The sequence below is a fragment of the Saccharothrix sp. ALI-22-I genome (assembly GCF_001984175.1).
GTDB lineage: Bacteria > Actinomycetota > Actinomycetes > Mycobacteriales > Pseudonocardiaceae > Actinosynnema.
In genome coordinates this window covers 17,598-35,688 of sequence record NZ_MTQP01000035.1, presented here as the reverse complement: position 1 = coordinate 35,688, position 18,091 = coordinate 17,598, and the positions used below count along the sequence as shown (strand labels likewise).

Below are 18,091 nucleotides of genomic sequence, written 5' to 3'. Positions count from 1 at the left end.
CTTTCTGCATCTCCCGATGGAGTGTCCGTGGCAGCCGATCGCATCGAGACCGTCGTCAGCCTGTGCAAGCGCCGCGGGTTCGTGTACCCGTGCGGCGAGATCTACGGCGGCACCAGGTCGGCCTGGGACTACGGTCCGCTCGGTGTCGAGCTGAAGGACAACATCAAGCGCCAGTGGTGGAACTACATGGTGCGGGGCCGCGAGGACGTCGTCGGCCTGGACTCGTCGGTGATCCTGCCGCGCGAGGTGTGGGTGGCGTCCGGTCACGTCGAGGCGTTCGTCGACCCGCTGGTCGAGTGCAACTCGTGCCACAAGCGGTTCCGGCAGGACACGCTGGTCGAGGAGTACGCCGAGCGCACCGGCAAGGAGGTCGCCGAGGGTGACGTCTCCGACGTCCCGTGCCCGAACTGCGGCACCCGCGGCCAGTACACCGAGCCGAAGATGTTCAACGGCCTGCTCAAGACCCACCTCGGCCCGGTCGAGACCGACGAGGGCCTGCACTACCTGCGCCCGGAGACCGCGCAGGGCATCTTCACGAACTTCCTGAACGTGCAGACCACGTCGCGTCGCAAGCCGCCGTTCGGCATCGGCCAGATCGGCAAGAGCTTCCGCAACGAGATCACGCCGGGCAACTTCATCTTCCGCACGCGCGAGTTCGAGCAGATGGAGATGGAGTTCTTCGTCGAGCCGGGCACCGACGAGGAATGGCACCAGTACTGGATCGACGAGCGCAGCCGTTGGTACACCGAACTGGGCATCTCGAAGGAAAACCTGCGGCATTACGAGCACCCGCAGGAAAAGCTCTCGCACTACTCGAAGCGCACCGTCGACATCGAGTACCGCTTCCAGTTCGGCGGTCAGGAGTGGGGCGAGCTGGAAGGCATCGCCAACCGCACCGATTTCGACCTGAACACGCACTCGAACCACTCGGGTGTGGACCTGTCGTACTTCGACCAGGCCACCAACTCGCGTTACCGGCCGTTCGTGATCGAACCCGCCGCGGGTGTCGGCCGGCCGATGATGGCGTTCCTGCTGGAGGCCTACACCGAGGACGAGGCGCCGAACGCCAAGGGCGGCGTGGACAAGCGGGTCGTGCTGCGCCTGGACCGCAGGCTGGCCCCGGTGAAGGCCGCCGTGCTGCCGCTGTCGCGCAACGCCGACCTGTCACCGAAGGCCAAGGACCTGGCCAACGCCCTGCGCAAGCACTGGAACATCGAGTTCGACGACGCAGGCGCCATCGGCCGCCGCTACCGCAGGCAGGACGAGATCGGCACGCCGTTCTGCGTCACGGTCGACTTCGACACTCTCACCGACCACGCCGTGACCGTGCGGGAGCGCGACACCATGTCGCAGGAGCGCGTGTCGATGGATCAGTTGGAGGGCTACCTCGCCGCCCGCCTGATCGGTGCTTGAGCGCACGACCGGTTTTCCGGAAGTCGGGACCAATCGCCGACCGCCGGCAACGGCGGCCGGGGTGCGGAACCGTCCGATCCCCCGTATCCGACGGTCCAGGCGTGGGCGCTGGGCGACGGAACGGTGTCGGAGAACGAGTACCGCGATGCCATCGAGGCCTTCAGGTCGTGTGTGCGGGACGCCGGCTACCCGGTGGGCGAGCCGGTGCTCAGTCCGGTCGACGGGCTCACGCTGTTGTACGACATTCCTCCTACGGGTGAGCCGGACGCGTGGAACCGGAAGGTGGAGGAGTGCAACCTGGCGCACGTTTCCCACATCGAGCCGGCCTACGTGGAGGCGCGTGAGCAGACGATGGTGCCGACACTCCGGGACGCGGCGGTGGAGTGCCTGCGCGACAAGGGTTTCACCCCGAAGGGCACTGAGCGCAACGTCAAGGAACTCGTCGACTCCACCGGCGAGACGGCGAACGTCGCGATGGAGTGCGTCACGAATTCCTTGCGACGACTGTTCCCGCAGGTGCCTGGTTTCCTCAAGATCCGCTGGTAGGTCGGCCGGAGGCGGTCAGGCGTTGGCGCGGTGTTCGGACGGGCTGATGCCGCGTTCCCGTTTGAACGCCGTGCTGAGCGCGAACGCGGTGCTGTAGCCGACGCGGCGGGCCACCGCGGCGACGGTGGCGGACGGCTCGCGCAGCAGGTCGGCGGCCAGGGTCAGGCGCCAGTCGGTCAGGTAGGCCATCGGCGGTTCGCCGACGAGTTCGGTGAACCGCCTGGCCAGCGCCGCCCGCGACACCCCGACCGCTTCCGCCAGTGAACCCACCGTCCACGGGCGGGACGGGTCGCCGTGCAGCAGTCGCAGCGCCCGTCCGACCACCGGGTCGGCGTGCGCGGAGTACCACGTCGGCGCGTCGGCCTCCGGGCGGCAGAACCACGACCGCAGCACGGAGATCAGCAGCAGGTCCAGCAACCGGTCCAGGACGGCTTCCTGGCCCGGTTCGTCGCGGGTGATCTCCGCGGCCAGCAGCGGCACCAGCGGCAGCTCCGAGCGCGGCACCACGAGGTGAGCGGGCAGCACCGACAGCAGCCGTCGGCTCACCTCGCCGTCCAGCTGGTACGTGCCGCTGAGCATCACCACCGACCCGTCCGCGTTCGCGCCCCACGTCCGCACGCCCAGGCCCCACTGCTCGCACAGCTCGGCACCGTCCGGCGTGGTGCTGATCTCGCCGGGGTGGATCACCGCCTGCACGGGCGTGGCCGGGTCGTCGGCCAACGTGTACGGGTCGGGCCCGCGCAGCACCGCCACGTCACCGGCGTGCAGCGGCACGGGCACGCCGCCATCAGGCACCAGCCACCCGTCGCCCCGCACCAACGCCACCACGCACAACGGCGCACGGTCCTCGATGCGCACCGACCACGGCGGGTCCAGGACGGTGCGCATGAGGAACGCGCCACGAGCGCGCGGCCCGTCCAACAGCCCGGCGAGAGCGTCCACGAGCGCCAGCCTAGAGACGCCCGCGTATGCGTTCGAGCGCTCAGGCGATGGAAAGTCCAGAACCCCTCGACTTGACTGATCGCATGTTTCCCACGGTGACGATCATCGCGGCCCTCGGCTGCGGGATGATGGCTGGAGTCTTCTTCGCGTTCTCCGCGATGGTCATGCCCGGTCTGCGGCGGGCCGAACCGGCGGAGGGTATCGCCGCCATGCGGTCGATCAACACCGCGGTGGTGAACCCGGCGTTCGTCGGGCTCTTCCTCGGCACAGCGGTCGTCGGTGTCGTCGCCGCGTTCGAGGGTGACCCGTGGGCGTGGGCGGGCGCGGCGCTCTACGTGCTGGGCGGGATCGTGCTCACCGCCGCCTTCCACATCCCGCGCAACAACGAGCTCGAACGGCTCGGCACGCCGGAGTACTGGGAGCGCTACCTGCGCGAGTGGGTGCCCGCGAACCACGCCCGGGCACTCCTGTCGCTCGCCGCCAGTGCGTCGTTCGTCCTGGCTGTCCTCTACTAGCCATTACGGAGAGTGATATTCCCATCCCTTTGATGATCTGCGTCACGAACCATCGGGTGAATATCCAGCGGAGTGCACGAAGACGGTTCCCCATTAACCCTCACATCACCCGGCTTTGTGACACTGGATGTCAGGAGTAGCTCATCGGGGGGTGTCATGGCGCGTGTTGTCATCGCAATGGTCGCATTGGCGCTCGCCGCCGTGCTCGCCCCATCACCGTTCGGTAACACCCACGTCATGCGGGCCGCGCCGGTGGTGCACGCGACGGTCGCCGGGGCCGAAGAGGAGCCCGTGCGCGAGTGCCGCAACGGCCCCGAGCCGCGATCTTGGTCCACCCGATCGTCGCCGGCCAGGCATGCCGGCCACGTCTCGCGCCAGGCGGTCGGAGCGGCCCGCCGCGAGGCCTCGGCGCGCGTTCAGCCGACCATCGCGCGAGGACGGGAAGAACACCTCCGTTCGTGGTCCACACCATCGGCCTTACAGGTGTTCCGGCACTGATAGGCGCCCCACCGCCAGTCGATCGCATCGTCCGACCACCGACGAGTGGGGAAACATGGAATTCCTTCAGCTGGTTCAGCACGCCCGCACGCATTCGCTGCGCAGGTCCCGGGAAACGGGCCGCAGGCTCGCCGGCGGCCAATCACCGACCGCGCTGTTCATCACCTGCGCGGACTCACGCATCGTGACCGCCGACATCACCGGCGCCGAGCCGGGCAGCCTGTTCGAACTGCGCACGGCGGGCAACGTCATCCCCGCCTACCACCCCGAAGCCGCCTCCAGCGAGTCCGCCACGATCGAGTTCGCGGTCGTGCAGCTGGGCGTCACGGAGATCGTGGTGTGCGGGCACTCGCACTGCGGCGCGGTCAAGGCCCTCCACAGCGAACGGGCCCTCGACCACCTGCCCAACATGCGGCGCTGGCTCGCGTCGCACGCCCGGTTCCGGCCGGGCACCGCGCAGCCCGACACGGCGCTGCGCGCGGAGGGCCAACAACACGTCCTCGCCCAGCTCGACAAGCTGGGCGACTACCCGTTCGTCCGCGAACGCGTCGAATCCGGCGCCCTGCGCGTGCACGGGTGGTTCTACGACATCGAGTCCGGTGAGGTCTTCGCCCACCGCTCCGACCTCTTCCAGCCGCTCTGAGCGGCACTCAAACTTCCTCGGAGTCATCGAGATGAGCGTGAAAACCGAACGTCCCGCCCCGGCGCGGGCGACCTTCTGGCCCGACGTCGGCGCGTCGCTGGTGGTGTTCCTGGTGGCGCTCCCGCTGTGCGTGGGCGTCGCCGTGGCCTCCGGCGTGCCCGCGGAACTGGGCATCATCACCGGGGTGGTGGGCGGCCTCGTGGTCGGCCTGCTGCCCGGCAGCACCATGCAGGTCAGCGGACCGGCGGCGGGCCTGACCGTGCTGGTCGCGGACACCGTCGCGGCGCACGGCCTGGGCGCGCTGGGTCTCATCGTCCTCGGCGCGGGCCTGCTCCAGATGGCGATGGGCCTGCTGCGCCTGGGCCGCTGGTTCCGCGCCATCTCACCCGCCGTGGTCCAAGGCATGCTCGCGGGCATCGGCCTGGTGCTCGTGCTGGGCCAGCTCTACCCGTTCGCCGGGCAGGACCAGCCCGCGACGACCGGCGACAAGATCTCCGGTCTGGTCGACCTCGCCCGAACCGCGGTGACCACGCCGGTCGGCCTGAGCGGCCTGGCCGTCGGCGTGTTGACGCTGGTCGTGGCCTGGTTGTGGAAGCGCACGCCGTTGCGCTTCGTGCCCGGCATGCTGGTGGCGGTCGTGGTCGCCTCCGCGGTCGGGATGCTGTTACCCGTGCCCCGCATCTCGGTCGGCCCGCTGACCGACGTGGTGGCGCTGGTCGACTTCTCCTTGCTGGACGTCGGTGTGCTGGGCGCGATGCTGACGTTCGCGCTCGTGGCGTCGGCGGAGAGCCTGTTCAGCGCGGCGGCGGTGGACCGGATGCACAGCGGTCCGAGGACGAAGTACGACAAGGAACTCGTCGCGCAGGGCGTCGGCAACACGGTGTGCGGTGTGCTCGGCGCGTTGCCGATGACCGCGGTGATCGTGCGCAGCGCGTCCAATGTGGACGCCGGCGCCCGAACCCGCCTGTCCCGCGTGCTGCACGGCGTGTGGCTGCTGGTGTTCGTGGTGCTGCTGCCGGACGTGCTGTCATACGTCCCGCTGGCAGTCCTGGCCGCGCTGCTGGTGCAGGCGGGTTGGAAACTGCTGGCGTTCCGCCAAGTCCTGGACCTGGCCCGCGCCGACCGCGCGGAAGCCGCCGTCCTGGTGCTCACGGCGGGCCTGATCGTGCTGACCGACCTGCTCACCGGCACCCTCGTCGGCCTGCTGGCGGCGGTGGTCAAGACGGCCTGGGACATGTCCCGCCTGACCGTCACGGTGACCGCACACGGCGAGGACCACCACCACGTCGCGGTGCGCGGCAACGCGACCTTCCTCAAACTGCCGGCCCTACTGGAAACCCTGGAGGCCCTACCCGACAGCAGGGTCCGCGTGGACCTGACCGCCGTCCACCACCTCGACCAGGCATGCGGCCAGGCAATCGACCACTGGGCCGCGCGACGCAACGGCGTCGAGTTGATCCACCCGGTGTCCGACTGATCAATTGAGGAACGGACTGGCCGTGTGGGTGTAGGACACCCACACGGCGTCCCGGGCGCGCGTTGCGGCGACGAACAGCAGGCAGCGCTCTCGAAGGACGTCGTGCCCATGCGCGACGGTGTCCTCCTCCTCGGAGGTGACCGCCACGCGCAGGGGCACGACGTCCTGCTCTACGCCGATCAGCGCGACGCAGCGGAATTCCAGACCCTTCATGCCTCACATGCACCTCGGGATGGTCACGCCGCACGTCACGTACCTTGAGACCCGGTTCTCGTAGATCCGTTGATGTGGGTCACCGACGACGAACAGGTCGTCAGGGCCAGTCTCGACCGCGGCGCGCTGCGGGCCCGACTGGAGGCGATCCCCGACCAGCGGGAACGGGAGGTCAAAGCGTTGCGCCGCCGCTACGCCGACCCGACGACCCGGTGGTTGCCGGTGGCCGTGACGCTGCTGGTGCCGTCCGCGATCGCACGAGGAGCAACCCGATGACCACCACGCCGGCGAAGTCGCCGAAGTCGAGGCGACCCAAGGCGCCCAGTCCGGTGGAGTAGCTCGCCGAGTGGATCGCGCTGCTGCGTCCGGACGGTCCGTTCATCGGCCTGCCCGTGCTGACCACCGCGTTCCCGAGCGGCGTCGAGGCGATGGCCCAGCCGCTGCGGGGTGCTGTGGCAGGACTTCGTGTTCGGTGATCTGCTGCGCTACCCACCGTCCGTGCTGCGCGACACCGCGCATTCCGACACCGTGACGGTGGGAGGGACGGGCGGTCATCCCCGCCCGTCCCGCTCGTCACCTGGGCCAGAACTGCATCACCCAGTGCTCGACGACCTCCCCGGTGTATGGCATGAACCCGGCTTCGAGGGCGGCCTCCCGACCTCGACAGCACACGCGAACCGCGTACACACCGGGGGCACCCACCCGCAGGGTCTCCTCCGACACCCCGGCCGTCACGGCCGCCAGTCGCAGCACTCCCGAGCTCAAGGTGATCTCGTCCTCCCACACCGCGTCCCACGGCCCGTCCGGTGACTCCGGCGGCCCGTCCCAGGCCTCCAGCCGCACAGCTGCCCGGTGCATGGCCCCGCCGCTGCGGAAGATCGCGCCGTTCTTGCCGGTCAACATCGTCTTCGGCGAGCCCAGCGCACCCCACCCCGGCTCGCCGGGCTCCACCCGGTCGTCGTCAATGAGCCCGAACACGTTCCACTCGACGTCCGCGTAGTCGTCCAGCGCGACCAACAACCTCGCCATCCCCGCCCCCTCGAAACTCGCGGCCAGCGGTGCGCCACCAGCATGCCCATCCCGTCGGCGGTGCGGTACCGACGCGCCGATCTCGAGAACAACGCGTTCCTACTCGCCGTAGGCGTGAGGTGCTGTGCCTTGCTGTGTGAGTAGGCCCGCGAGGAGGGTTGTGGTGAGGGCGGTCAGGCGGTTCTTGGCGGTCTGCTCGCCCACGCCCGTCTGGATCGACAGGACGGCGATGGCGTACCGGCCGCCGACGACGCCGGCGGTGTGCAGGTAGAAGTCTGCCGGGAGGTACCACATCCAGCCCTGCTTGGCGTAGCCGTCGATGCCTGGAGCCAGGAGGCCGTATGCCTGGTCGAAACCGTCGGCGGCGGTGTCGGCGGCGGCGGAGAGGGCGTTGACGATGAAGGTCCGGGAGTCGTCCGGGAGCTTGGTGAGGATGTAGCTGTAGAGCTTCGCGACGTCGTTGGCGGACATCTCGACGTCGCCCCATTGGGAGGCGTCGGTCGGGGCTTGGGTGGCGGCTAGGCCGGCTTGGGTGGCTACGCGGCCGATTGCGCCCATGCCGTCGTGCAGCGTCCAGAGCGCGTTCATGGCGTTGTCGTCGCTCAGGCTGAGTGCGCGCGACAGGCGTTTGAGGTCCTCCTCCAGCACCTCGCCCGACGTCAGCATGTCGACGGCCACGAGCAGCTTGCTCAACGACGCCGTGCGGAACGGGGTGTCGGCGTTGTGCCCGGCCGCTGCGCCGGTGTCCAGGTCGACCACGGCCAACCCGAGATCGACACCGGCGGCGGCCCCGACCGCCTGCGCCACGGCCGCCGAGAGGTCCGGGGCGGGTGTCTCGGCGGTGCGTGGCGAGGCCGGGCGCGGGGTCTCGGGTGAAGTGGTCGCGGGCGCGGCGTCAGCGGGCACGGCGGCGTCAGGAGACACGGCGGCGTCAGGAGGCGCGGCGGTGGTCGACGGTGCGTCGAGGGAGGCTTGTGCGGTGCACCCGGACGGTTCCGGGCAGCCCACCGAGCCAGCGCCGACCAGCAGCGCGGCCAGCGTCACCACCAGCCAGCGTCTTCCCACCTTTCAACAGTCCGTTTCACAACCGCCTGATGTCGAGTGTTTCCTCCTGTGCGGTTGCTGAAGACTCGTCGCGGCGCACGATGTACGCGCTGCCGGTGGCCCGTTCGGACACCGCCTCCACGAGTTCGGTGCCGTAGTAGACGAGCCCGGCGCCGTCGTCTGTGCAATGCGTCACGGGCAGTGCGCCGGACGCGACCGCCGCGTGGATCGTGGGCCTGCGGGCCGCCTCGGTGTCGTAGTGCACACCGTTGCCGTAGGGCAGGAAGCCCAGGCCGTTGGTGATCACCCGCAGTTCCGGGCCGAACGAGTCCGTCGCGCCGCCCTGGTACCAGCAGATCGACCCGGCGGACACACCGCCGAGCACGACGCCGTTCTGCCACGCCGTGCGCATGGCCGACCCGAGGTCGTGCACCGCCCACACGGCCAGCAGGTTCGCCACCGACCCACCGCCGACCCACACCACGTCGTGCTCGCCGACCCAGCCGGTGAGGTCGGTCGTCGGGGGCATCGTGAACAGGTTCAGGTGCGACACCTCCCAGCCCGCGAGTTGGCCCGCTTCGGAGATGTCCGCGTTGAACCACCGCTGGTCGCCCGCGGCCGTGCCGACGTGGCACAGCCGGGGCTTGCGGCCGTGCACGCCGGAGAGGTCGACGGCGTGGTGGACGAGTCGGTGGAACTCCAGGTGGGTGCGGTGCCCGGCGCGGAAACCACCTGAGGTCGCCACGATCGTCGGCTGGTCTGCTGCCATGGTGCGATCCTCGCAGCGGACGCCACGAACCGGGTGTGGAATTATCCGGGGCGTGACGCTCCTTCCGAGACTCCGCCGGCTCGTGACGCGCGTTGTGCTCGGCGGGCTCGTGATCGGCCTCCTCGTCGTCGGCGGCACGGCTTTCCGCGTGTGGCAGGTGGCCCGCGAGGACGACCGCACGCACGCCGACATGGCCGTGGTCCTCGGTGCCGCCCAGTACAACGGCGTGCCGTCCGAAGTGCTGGAAGCACGGCTGGAGCACGCGCGCCGGCTGTACGACCAGGGCGTGGTCAGCTACATCGCCACCACCGGCGGCCGTCAGCCCGGCGACAACTTCACCGAGGGCGAGGCCGGCCGGATGTGGTTGGAATCGCACGACGTGCCCGCCGACCGCATCCTCGAAGTCGGCGAGGGCACCGACACCCTCGGCAGCATCCGGGCACTGGCCACCGCCGCCCGCGCGAAGGCCCTCACCACCGCCGTGATCGTCAGCGACCCGTGGCACTCCCTGCGGGCCCGGACGATGGCCGAGGACGAAGGCCTGTCCGCGTGGACGTCACCGACCCGCAGCGGGCCGAACGTGCAGACCCGCGAGACCCAGCTGTTCTACATCCGCCGCGAGACCGGCGCGCTGCTCTACTACAACCTGACCAAGGCACCGGCGGGCGCCTTCGACGGCATCCTGCTCTGAAATCCCGCGCTGAAATCCTGAACCGCGTGGCCGCATCCGGCCAACCGATCCACCAGGCCTGAGCTCGTCGTTAGCGTCGTGGGCGACCACTCCGCCGACGCCGATGCCTCGGGAGCCGCCATGACCACCGCTGTCGCGATCCGTGCGGTTGCCGGGGTGTTCGTCGCACTGGTGCTGTCCGCCTGCGGTTCGTCGGCGGAGCCGACCGCGGCCGACCTGTTCCGCGAGTACCTGGACGCGCCGAACGTCAGGTGGGACCCGTTCCAGGGCGCGAACGCCGCCGATCGACGCGCCGACATGGCGTCCACGGGCAGCGTGAGCCAGATCCAGGACCAGCTGTTCGCCGCCGACCGGTGCGGTGACGACGGTGACGACGGTGACGACCTAGCGGTCACGGAGAGCCCTTGCGGGTCGGGCATGGCGGTGGCCGAGGCGGTGAAAGGTTTCACCGGCTCGACCGGAACGGTCCACCGACGTTCGATCCTGGTCAAAAGGGGCGGCGGCTTCGAGTGGATGATCGTCTACGTGGCGCGCAAGTCCGACGGTTCGAGCGCGCTCGTCGACACAAAAGGCCGGCTCTACCCCGGAGGGCTGGACGACTTCCGCCGCAACAACCGGCTGCTCGACGCGGACGACTGGGTCCTCGCGCCGCGGAACATCACCGCCACAACGGGGCACGTCGAGCTGGTGGTGGTCTCCGGGCACACCCGCATGCCGTGGGAGCTGTGGGTCGTCGGCGGGGTCGGCCTGCTCGTGGTGGCGGTCGGCGGTCGGTGGCTGATCCGGCGTCGCCGTGTCGGTTCCGACTGACGGCCGATCCGCTCCCTTACGCTGGGTGGATGAGTCAGGGCTACACCGACCACGACTCCGCGCGGCTGCTCCCCGAGCAGGCGAAGGGAGCGGTGCTGCCCGGGGCGCGCACCGAGCGCCGCTCGCCGTTCTCCCGGGACCGGGCGCGGGTGCTGCACTCGGCCGCGCTGCGCAGGCTGGCGGGCAAGACCCAGGTCGTCGGTCCTGGTGAGGGCGCCGAGGTGACCGGTGTGCCGCGCACCCGGCTCACCCACTCGCTGGAAGTCGCCCAGATCGGCCGGGGCGTCGGCGAGGAGCTGGGGTGCGATCCGGACGTGGTCGACACGGCCGGTCTCGCCCACGACATCGGGCACCCGCCGTTCGGGCACAACGGCGAACGCGCGCTCGACGAGCTCGCCGGGTCGTGCGGCGGCTTCGAGGGCAACGCCCAGACCCTGCGCATCCTGACCCGGCTGGAACCGAAGACCGCCAAGGGGCTCAACCTGACCCGCGCGTGCCTCGACGCCGCCACCAAGTACCCGTGGGTGCGCCGACCGGGGATGGTGAAGTTCGGCGCCTACGACGACGACCTCGACGTGTTCACCTGGCTGCGTGACGGCGCGCCGGAGCGGAAGCGCTGCCTGGAGGCCCAGGTCATGGACTGGGCGGACGACGTCGCCTACTCCGTGCACGACGTGGAGGACGGCGTGCTGGCGCACCGGATCAGCCTGTCCGCCCTCGGTGACCCGGCCGAACGGGCCGCCATCGCGGGCCTCGCCGCCAAGCACTTCTCCGACGAACCGGTCTCCACCCTCGAAGCCACCGCCGCCGAACTGCTGGAACTGCCCGTCATCGCCGAACTGGCCGAGTACGACGGCTCGCTGCGGGCCCAGGTCGCGCTGAAACGGCTCACCAGCGAGCTGGTCGGCCGGTTCGCGTCGGCCGCCGTCGGCGCCACCCGCGAGGTGCACGGCGACGGCCCGCTCAGCCGCTACCAGGCCGACCTGGTCGTCCCGCCCCAGGTCGCGGCCGAGGTGGCGCTGCTCAAGGCGGTCGCCGTGCGGTACGTGATGAGCGACCCGTCGCGGCTGGCCATGCAGGCGTTGCAACGGGAGTTGATCACCGAACTCGTCCACCTCCTGCTGGACCGCGCGCCGGACACGCTCGACCCCGCGTTCCGCCCCGCGTGGACTGCGGCCGGCAACGACGCCGAACGTCTGCGCGTCGTGGTCGACCAGGTCGCGTCGCTGACCGACGCCCAGGCCGTGGCGTGGCGGCGCGCGTTGGCGAACAGCCCCACCGAGCCCCTGTGACCGGTGGCACACTCGACGTCATGGCCGATGAGTCGACACGACCGGCGGGCCGCCCGTGGCCTTGGCGCAGACCGAGCCGTGAACCGGTGAAGGTCGCCCGCGAGCGACCGTACGACGGCTGGGCCGGCGGGTGGGACGACGATTCCGACGACGGTTCAGCCGGAGTGCGGGAACCACGGCACCCCCAGCCGCTCGGACCCATGAGCAGCGCGGGCGAACGTCCGATCCCGGACGAACCCATAGTGGTCAAGGAGACTTCGTGCCTGATCGAGCGCACCTGACGTTCGCCCTCACCCTTCACGACGCTGTCGCGCCCGATCGCACGCGCAACGCCTGCTGGTCGCCGTACTCGGTGGCCAGCGCTCTCGGCATGATCGCGCAGGCCGCGCGCGGCGAGACGGAGGCGGAGCTGGTCGCGCTGCTCGGCACGGACCACGCCAAGGTGCTCAAAGGCGCGGTGGTCGGTGACGACGCCGAGTTCGCGGTGGCCAACACGTTGTGGGCGTGGGACGAGCTGCCGCTCAACGACGGGTTCCTCACCGATCTCGCCGGGTGGCCGGGCGCGAAGGCCCGCTCCGCGCCGTTCGCCGAGGACCCGGAGGGCGCGCGCAAGATCATCAACGCCGACGTGGCCGAGACGACCCACCAGCTGATCCCCGAGCTGCTGTCGGCCGGCTCGATCACGTCGGACACGGTCGCGACCCTGGTCAACGCGCTGTACCTGAAGGCGGCGTGGAGCGCGGAGTTCCCCGAACACGACACCGCGGACCTGCCGTTCCGGGGCGCCGGGAACGTCCCGACCATGCGCCGCGAGGGCGACATGCGGTACGCGCGGCGCGCTGGGTGGCAGGCCGTGGCGGTGCCCGCGCGGGGTGGCGTGGAAGCGGTCGTGCTGCTGCCGGACGACGACCTCGGCGGCACGGAAGGCGTGCCCGAGGTGCTGGAGGCGCTGGACCGGGACCGGGTCGAACTGTTCCTGCCCAAGCTGGACCTGTCCGTGAACGCGTCGCTCGGCTCGGCGTTGCAGCAGGTCGGCGTGCGCACGATGTTCACCGGCGCGGCCGATCTCACCGGCCTGAGCCCGGACCCCCGGCTGTACGTGGACGACGTGGTGCACGAGGCCGTGCTGCGGCTGGACGAGCAGGGCTTCGAGGGCGCGGCGGCGACTGCCGTGACGATGCGGATGACGTCGTTCATCCCGGCCGGGCCCGCCCGCACGGTCCGCGTCGACCGGCCCTACCTGTTGCTGGTGCGGCACTCCGGCACGGGCGCGATCTTCTTCTTCGCCCAAATCGCGAAGCCATAGTACGGCCTCTCTCATTATTTCACTAGATTTCATTGAATCTTCGCGTTTGCCGATGGGGGTGACCCGATCGCCATTCCCGCTCGTCCGAACGGGTGGCACTCGACCGGGGTCTTGCTCTTTTCGATCGCCGCACGGCAGAACAGCGGTATACCGGTTGGGCTCATGGAGTGAGGGCGGTCGTGCGTGGGCCGGTGTTCCGGTCTAATGGGCCTTTTACCAGGTCGTCCAGCGGATGTGGACCACACGTAGGAAGGCACGCACTATGGCGAGTGTCCCCCCCGCGTTCCCCAGCGGCAGGCCGCTGACGTGGGGAGACCTGGAGTCGATGCCCGATGACGGTCGCCGGTACGAACTGGTGGACGGGGTGTTGCTGGTGAGCCCCTCGCCCCGCCCCACGCATCAGCGCGCCGTCGCACGCCTCGTCATCGAACTGACGAAGGTGTGCCCGCCGGACTGGGAAGTCCTGCCCGCCCCGGTCGACGTCGTCCTCGCCGAGGACACGGTGTTCATCCCGGACGTCGTGGTCGGCGATAGGGCGGCCTTCACCAAACGCGCCCTCATCGGACCGCCGGTGCTCGCGATCGAGGTCCACTCGCCCCGCACCCGGCTCGTCGACCTGGAGCTGAAGCGGTCGCGCCTGCAATTGGCGGGGTGCCCGCACTACTGGCTGGTCGACCCGGACGCGCCGTCCCTGCGCTGCCTCGCACTGCGCGACGGCGAGTACGAGGAAGTCGCCGTCTCGGAGGGCTCCACCGCCATCACGATCACCGAACCGTTCAAGGTCCGACTGTCCGCTCACGCACTGGTCAGCGACCACCCGATGTGGTGATGTCCTGTCACGTTCCGGGTTTCTTCCTCGTCCACCGGGTGAAGGCCCGAAACGAGGAGGGGACATGCCGAGGATTCCGGTCGTCACGACCAAGCAGGCCAACCCGCTGCTGAAGCTCGCCTACCGGTTCAGCAAACGGCGGTTCGGCGCGGTGCCGGAGCCGTTCGCGGTGGCGGCGCACCACCCGAAGCTGTTCATGGCCAGTGCGCGGCACGAGATGGGCGTGGCGAAGGCGGCCAGGACGTTGCCGGCGTCGTTGCGGGAACTGGTGGTCTACGCGACCGCGGTGAAGGTCGGCTGCTCGTGGTGCGTGGACTTCGGCGCCATGCTGATCAAGCACCGGGGCCTGGACATCGACCGGCTCAAGGAGATCCACGACTACCGGGACTCGGACAAGTACACCGAGCTGGAGAAGCTGGCTCTCGACTACGCCGACGCGATGACCGAGACGCCCACCGCCGTCACCGACGAGCAGGTCGCCGAACTGGACCGTCGGCTGGGGCACGAGGGTCTGGTGGAGCTGACCTACCTGATCGCGCTGGAGAACCAGCGGGGCCGGATGTACTCGGCGCTCGGCATCACCGACCAGGGGTTCACCTCGGGTGACGCCTGCCGCGTGCCGCTGCCCTAAGCGCCCTGAGCGTTGTCCTGAGGGGTCTGCGGGAACGGTACGTGGCCGAGCTTGTCCGGGTTCGACACGTCGTAGACGGCGGCCACCATGCCGTCCCGCACCACGACCGCGCTGACGCGCGGGGTGAGCTCGCCGCGAGCCGGGAACACCAGCCCCAGGTCGCCGTTGACCAGCGCGGGTTGCCCGGCCGCGGTGGCGCCGTCGTACTTGCGCAGCAGGCCGAACAGCAGACGGGCCACCTTGTCCGGGCCGCTGACCACGTTGATCGCGGTCTTCGCCTTGCCGCCGCCGTCGCCCACGAGCACCACGTCGGGGTGCAGCAAGCCGATCACGGCGTCGACGTCACCTGAGGCCAGGGCCTGGAGGAACCGCTCCAGCACCTCGCGCTGCTCCGCCAACGCCACCCGCGGCGGCGGCTCGGCCTCGGCCGCCGCCCGACGGCCCCGTGACGCGTGCTGGCGGGCTGTCGCGACCGTGCAGCCCAACGTGTCGGCGATCTCCGCGAACGGCACGTCGAACGCGTCGTGCAGCACGAACGCCACCCGCTGCTCGGGCGTGAGCCGGTCCAACACCACCAACGCCGCCATCCGCACGCCGTCGTCGCGCACCACCGCGTCCAACGGGTCGTCCTCGCCCGAGGTGACCAACGGCTCGGGCAGCCACTGCCCGACGTACCGCTCCCGCCGCACCGCCGCCGACCGCAACCGGTCCAGGCAGATCCGACCCACCACCGTGGTCAGCCAGCCCCGCAGGTCCCGGATACCGGCCCGGGCCTGTTCGCCGAGACCGGTCAGCCGCAGCCACGCCTCCTGCACCGCGTCCTCGGCGTCCGCGACGCTCCCGGTGAGCCGGTAGGCCACCCCGACCAGGTGGGAGCGGTGGCCGGTGAAGAGGGAAGCCAGGGTCTGCTCGGCTGCCAGGGTCTGGTCGGCTGCCAGGGTCTCCTCGCCTGCGGTCACGAGCACCAGTCTGCCAGCACTAGACTCGCTCGACGTGGCAGGACGCATCCGGGAGAGCGATATCGCGCTGGTCCGCGACCGGAGCCGGATCGACGAGGTCGTGGGGGACCACGTCTCCCTGCGCGGGGCCGGCGCCGGCGCGTTGAAGGGCCTGTGCCCGTTCCACGACGAGAAGTCGCCGTCGTTCAACGTCCGCCCCTCGCACGGCACGTTCCACTGCTTCGGCTGCGGCGAGGGCGGCGACGTCATCGCGTTCGTGATGAAGATCGAGCACCTCGGTTTCGTGGAGGCCGTCGAACGGCTGGCCGACCGGGCGGGCATCCAGCTCACCTACGAGGGCGGCGGCGCGACCGTCCAACGCGACCGCGGCACCCGCAGCAGGCTCATCGAGGCGCACAAGGTCGCCGCCGAGTTCTACGCCGAGCAGCTGGCGTCACCGGACGCGTTGGCCGCACGGGAGTTCCTGGCGGAGCGCGGTTTCGACGAGGCCGCGGCCCGGCAGTTCGGCTGCGGTTTCGCGCCCGGCGGCTGGGACAAGCTCACCAGGCACCTGCTCGGGCGCGGGTTCGAGCTGACCGAGCTGATCAAGGCCCAGCTGACCAAGGAAGGCAGGCAGGGGCCGATCGACCGGTTCCACCGCCGGCTGCTGTGGCCGATCCGGGACATGGGTGGCGAGGTCGTCGGGTTCGGCGCGCGCCGGATCTTCGACGACGACCCGGTCCAGGCGAAGTACCTCAACACCAGCGAGAGCGTGATCTACAAGAAGTCCCAGGTGCTGTTCGGGCTGGACCTGGCCAAGCGGGAGATCGCCAAACGGCGGCAGGCCGTGGTGGTCGAGGGCTACACCGACGTGATGGCCATGCACCTGGCCGGCGTGCCGACGGCGGTCGCGTCGTGCGGCACGGCGTTCGGCGCGGACCACATGAACGTGCTGCGCCGGCTGTTGATCGACGACTCGCTCAACGGCGAGGTGATCTTCACCTTCGACGGTGACGCGGCGGGCCAGAAGGCGGCGCTCAAGGCGTTCGAGGGCGAGCAGGCGTTCTCCGCGCAGACCTACATCGCGATCGCGCCGGACGGCATGGACCCGTGCGAGCTGCGCCAGGCCAAGGGTGACGTGGCGGTGCGGGACCTGGTGGCGCGGCGCACGCCGCTGTTCGAGTTCGCCATCAAGACCCGGCTGCGCGACTACGACCTGGACTCGGTGGACGGTCGGGTCGAGGCGCTGAAGGTGATGGTGCCGTTCGTGGCCCAGATCAAGGACCGGGCCAAGCGGGACGGTTACGCGACGCGGCTGGCGTGGTGGGTCGGCTGGGAGGACGAGTCGGCCGTGGTGCGCCGGGTGCGTGAGACGGCCAACGGTCGTGCACCGGCTCCTGCGCGACGCGCTCAGGCCGTGGACCCGAACCAGGGCGCGCTGGCGGTGGATGTCGACGGTCCGCCGCGTCCCGATCCGCGTGATCCGGCGCTGTGGGCGCAGCGGGAGGCGTTGAAGGCGGCGTTGCAGCTGCCGGAGATGGCCGGGCCGTACTACGACTCGCTGCCCGACGAGGCGTTCACGCATCCCGCGTACCTGGCGTTGCACCAGGCGATCCGGGAGGCCGGTGGGGCGTCCTCGGGGCTGTCGGGTCCGGCGTTCCTGGACGCGGTGTCGCAGGCGTGCGGGCAGCAGGCCGTGCGGTCGGTGCTGACCGAGTTGTCGGTGGAGGCCCTGCGGGTCAAGGCGGACGACGAGTACCGGTACGTGCAGGGCGTGCTGGCGCGGTTGCAGCAGATCCTGGTGTCCGGGCAGATCACCGAGATCAAGTCGCGGCTGCGGCGGGTGTCGCCGGTGGAGGAACCCGACGAGTACCGGGCGTTGTTCGGTGATCTCATCGCGTTGGAGGACTACCACAAGGCGTTGGGGCAACAAGCGGCGGGCGGGCTGTGATGGGGCTGTTCCGGAGGTTGTTCGGCTCGGGTGCGCCGGAGGGGTTCACCGGGGTGCTGGAGGCCGACGAGCACGTGCTGGCGTCGGCGGCGGTCGGGTCGTCGTGGCTGGTGGCGACCACTTTCGGGCTGTGGTTGCCTGGCCCGCGTCGGGTGGGGTGGCACCTGATCAGCAAGGCGACGTGGAGCGGGAACGCGTTGTCGGTGATCGAGGCGGTCGAGGACGGCATGGCGGGGGAGGCCGTGATGCTGCGCGACCTGGCGCCGCAGCGGTTCCCGCTGGAGTCGCCGGGCAAGGTGCCCGAGGTCGTGCACGCGCGGGTGACCGCGTCGATCAAGTCCCGGGAGCACAACGAGACGGCCGGGGCGTGGTTCGTCCAGCGCAAGGTGACCGGGCGGGACGGGGTCGTGCTGCAGGTGCGGCCGGATCCGGGGACCGATGTGGAGCGCGTTCGGGAGATCGCGGCGGCGGTGGCGGCGAAGATCGCTCGGCTCCGCGCCGACTCCTGAGTTTCGTTCGGAAGCTTTGACTCCTAGCAGTACGTGCGTACTGTA

Annotated in this window: 21 protein-coding genes; 15 read left to right on the top strand and 6 right to left on the bottom strand. The window is 70.2% G+C overall.

What is annotated here, in order from left to right; translation table 11 throughout:
• Positions 1–27: 27 nt before the first annotated feature.
• Together ALI22I_RS03655 and ALI22I_RS03650 are read left to right on the top strand one after the other, a co-directional pair.
• The gene (locus ALI22I_RS03655) at positions 28–1,413 is read left to right on the top strand and encodes a glycine--tRNA ligase (RefSeq protein WP_077004127.1); all 1,386 of its coding nucleotides are present in this window, start codon (positions 28–30) and stop codon (positions 1,411–1,413) included.
• A gap of 123 nt (positions 1,414–1,536) precedes the next feature.
• A complete protein-coding gene (locus ALI22I_RS03650) occupies positions 1,537–1,959 on the top strand; it encodes a hypothetical protein (protein WP_179118083.1) in 423 nt (140 codons plus the stop codon).
• A 15-nt stretch (positions 1,960–1,974) separates the two neighbouring features.
• On the opposite strand, the gene ALI22I_RS03645 is transcribed toward ALI22I_RS03650, so the two are convergent.
• A complete protein-coding gene (locus ALI22I_RS03645) occupies positions 1,975–2,901 on the bottom strand; it encodes an AraC family transcriptional regulator (RefSeq protein ID WP_077004126.1) in 927 nt (308 codons plus the stop codon).
• A gap of 95 nt (positions 2,902–2,996) precedes the next feature.
• Here ALI22I_RS03645 and ALI22I_RS03640 point away from each other — a divergent pair, with 95 nt between their 5' ends.
• The 4 genes from ALI22I_RS03640 (at position 2,997) to ALI22I_RS03630 (ending at position 6,034) form a co-directional block, all read left to right on the top strand.
• Entirely contained in the window at positions 2,997–3,416 is a 420-nt protein-coding gene (locus ALI22I_RS03640; protein WP_202970643.1) for an anthrone oxygenase family protein, read from the top strand.
• 156 nt (positions 3,417–3,572) lie between these two features.
• Positions 3,573–3,914: a hypothetical protein gene (locus ALI22I_RS48555; RefSeq protein WP_143531939.1), complete on the top strand. Its 342-nt coding sequence runs from the start codon at positions 3,573–3,575 to the stop codon at positions 3,912–3,914.
• Between the two features lie 55 nt (positions 3,915–3,969).
• On the top strand, positions 3,970–4,557 hold the full coding sequence (locus ALI22I_RS03635; protein ID WP_077004124.1) for a carbonic anhydrase: 588 nt from the start codon (positions 3,970–3,972) through the stop codon (positions 4,555–4,557).
• A 31-nt stretch (positions 4,558–4,588) separates the two neighbouring features.
• Positions 4,589–6,034: a SulP family inorganic anion transporter gene (locus ALI22I_RS03630; RefSeq protein WP_077004123.1), complete on the top strand. Its 1,446-nt coding sequence runs from the start codon at positions 4,589–4,591 to the stop codon at positions 6,032–6,034.
• On the opposite strand, the gene ALI22I_RS03625 is transcribed toward ALI22I_RS03630, so the two are convergent.
• Complete coding sequence (locus ALI22I_RS03625; RefSeq protein ID WP_077004122.1) at positions 6,035–6,247, bottom strand: 3'-5' exonuclease; 213 nt, start codon at positions 6,245–6,247, stop codon at positions 6,035–6,037.
• A 72-nt stretch (positions 6,248–6,319) separates the two neighbouring features.
• On the opposite strand from ALI22I_RS03625, the gene ALI22I_RS03620 reads away from it, so the two are divergent.
• Entirely contained in the window at positions 6,320–6,523 is a 204-nt protein-coding gene (locus ALI22I_RS03620) for a hypothetical protein (protein WP_077004121.1), read from the top strand.
• Between the two features lie 297 nt (positions 6,524–6,820).
• Here the strand turns inward: ALI22I_RS03620 and ALI22I_RS03615 are convergent, their stop codons facing one another.
• The 3 genes from ALI22I_RS03615 to ALI22I_RS03605 all read right to left on the bottom strand — a co-directional run bounded on the left by ALI22I_RS03615 (position 6,821) and on the right by ALI22I_RS03605 (position 9,089).
• The gene (locus ALI22I_RS03615; RefSeq protein WP_077004120.1) at positions 6,821–7,276 is read right to left on the bottom strand and encodes a hypothetical protein; all 456 of its coding nucleotides are present in this window, start codon (positions 7,274–7,276) and stop codon (positions 6,821–6,823) included.
• A gap of 99 nt (positions 7,277–7,375) precedes the next feature.
• Positions 7,376–8,341: a serine hydrolase gene (locus tag ALI22I_RS03610; RefSeq protein ID WP_143531938.1), complete on the bottom strand. Its 966-nt coding sequence runs from the start codon at positions 8,339–8,341 to the stop codon at positions 7,376–7,378.
• Between the two features lie 16 nt (positions 8,342–8,357).
• Positions 8,358–9,089 (bottom strand): peptidase E, encoded by a 732-nt coding sequence (locus tag ALI22I_RS03605; protein WP_077004118.1) that lies wholly within the window; start codon positions 9,087–9,089, stop codon positions 8,358–8,360.
• A gap of 52 nt (positions 9,090–9,141) precedes the next feature.
• Here ALI22I_RS03605 and ALI22I_RS03600 point away from each other — a divergent pair, with 52 nt between their 5' ends.
• The 6 genes from ALI22I_RS03600 to ALI22I_RS03570 all read left to right on the top strand — a co-directional run bounded on the left by ALI22I_RS03600 (position 9,142) and on the right by ALI22I_RS03570 (position 14,648).
• Entirely contained in the window at positions 9,142–9,780 is a 639-nt protein-coding gene (locus tag ALI22I_RS03600) for a YdcF family protein (RefSeq protein ID WP_077004117.1), read from the top strand.
• Positions 9,781–9,900: 120 nt separating this feature from the next.
• Positions 9,901–10,590: a hypothetical protein gene (locus tag ALI22I_RS03595; protein ID WP_143531937.1), complete on the top strand. Its 690-nt coding sequence runs from the start codon at positions 9,901–9,903 to the stop codon at positions 10,588–10,590.
• Between the two features lie 29 nt (positions 10,591–10,619).
• On the top strand, positions 10,620–11,882 hold the full coding sequence (locus ALI22I_RS03590) for a deoxyguanosinetriphosphate triphosphohydrolase (protein WP_077004115.1): 1,263 nt from the start codon (positions 10,620–10,622) through the stop codon (positions 11,880–11,882).
• 259 nt (positions 11,883–12,141) lie between these two features.
• Positions 12,142–13,188, top strand: a complete 1,047-nt coding sequence (locus tag ALI22I_RS03580; protein ID WP_077004113.1) for a serpin family protein — start codon at positions 12,142–12,144, stop codon at positions 13,186–13,188.
• A gap of 262 nt (positions 13,189–13,450) precedes the next feature.
• The gene (locus tag ALI22I_RS03575) at positions 13,451–14,017 is read left to right on the top strand and encodes a Uma2 family endonuclease (protein ID WP_077004112.1); all 567 of its coding nucleotides are present in this window, start codon (positions 13,451–13,453) and stop codon (positions 14,015–14,017) included.
• Positions 14,018–14,081: 64 nt separating this feature from the next.
• Positions 14,082–14,648, top strand: coding sequence for a carboxymuconolactone decarboxylase family protein (locus ALI22I_RS03570; RefSeq protein WP_077004111.1), 567 nt, complete (start codon positions 14,082–14,084; stop codon positions 14,646–14,648).
• Here the strand turns inward: ALI22I_RS03570 and ALI22I_RS03565 are convergent.
• Positions 14,645–15,607, bottom strand: a complete 963-nt coding sequence (locus ALI22I_RS03565) for a sigma-70 family RNA polymerase sigma factor (protein ID WP_443216883.1) — start codon at positions 15,605–15,607, stop codon at positions 14,645–14,647. The genes ALI22I_RS03570 and ALI22I_RS03565 overlap by 4 nt on opposite strands.
• A 34-nt stretch (positions 15,608–15,641) precedes the next feature.
• On the opposite strand from ALI22I_RS03565, the gene dnaG reads away from it, so the two are divergent.
• Both dnaG and ALI22I_RS03555 read left to right on the top strand, forming a co-directional pair.
• On the top strand, positions 15,642–17,537 hold the full coding sequence (dnaG, locus tag ALI22I_RS03560) for a DNA primase (RefSeq protein WP_077004110.1): 1,896 nt from the start codon (positions 15,642–15,644) through the stop codon (positions 17,535–17,537).
• Positions 17,537–18,046: a hypothetical protein gene (locus ALI22I_RS03555; protein WP_077004109.1), complete on the top strand. Its 510-nt coding sequence runs from the start codon at positions 17,537–17,539 to the stop codon at positions 18,044–18,046. Before dnaG ends, ALI22I_RS03555 begins: the two co-directional genes overlap by 1 nt.
• Positions 18,047–18,091: the final 45 nt, after the last annotated feature.

Bases quoted from the DNA above. Each gene is read 5' to 3' on its own strand.
- ALI22I_RS03555 (WP_077004109.1), top strand. From the start codon at position 17,537: ATGGGGCTGTTCCGGAGGTTGTTCGGCTCGGGTGCGCCGGAGGGGTTC.
- ALI22I_RS03625 (WP_077004122.1), bottom strand. From the start codon at position 6,247: ATGAAGGGTCTGGAATTCCGCTGCGTCGCGCTGATCGGCGTAGAGCAG.
- ALI22I_RS03605 (WP_077004118.1), bottom strand. From the start codon at position 9,089: ATGGCAGCAGACCAGCCGACGATCGTGGCGACCTCAGGTGGTTTCCGC.
- ALI22I_RS03630 (WP_077004123.1), top strand. From the start codon at position 4,589: ATGAGCGTGAAAACCGAACGTCCCGCCCCGGCGCGGGCGACCTTCTGG.
- ALI22I_RS03570 (WP_077004111.1), top strand. From the start codon at position 14,082: ATGCCGAGGATTCCGGTCGTCACGACCAAGCAGGCCAACCCGCTGCTG.
- ALI22I_RS03615 (WP_077004120.1), bottom strand. From the start codon at position 7,276: ATGGCGAGGTTGTTGGTCGCGCTGGACGACTACGCGGACGTCGAGTGG.
- ALI22I_RS03635 (WP_077004124.1), top strand. From the start codon at position 3,970: ATGGAATTCCTTCAGCTGGTTCAGCACGCCCGCACGCATTCGCTGCGC.
- ALI22I_RS03595 (WP_143531937.1), top strand. From the start codon at position 9,901: ATGACCACCGCTGTCGCGATCCGTGCGGTTGCCGGGGTGTTCGTCGCA.
- ALI22I_RS48555 (WP_143531939.1), top strand. From the start codon at position 3,573: ATGGCGCGTGTTGTCATCGCAATGGTCGCATTGGCGCTCGCCGCCGTG.
- ALI22I_RS03575 (WP_077004112.1), top strand. From the start codon at position 13,451: ATGGCGAGTGTCCCCCCCGCGTTCCCCAGCGGCAGGCCGCTGACGTGG.
- ALI22I_RS03620 (WP_077004121.1), top strand. From the start codon at position 6,320: ATGTGGGTCACCGACGACGAACAGGTCGTCAGGGCCAGTCTCGACCGC.
- ALI22I_RS03590 (WP_077004115.1), top strand. From the start codon at position 10,620: ATGAGTCAGGGCTACACCGACCACGACTCCGCGCGGCTGCTCCCCGAG.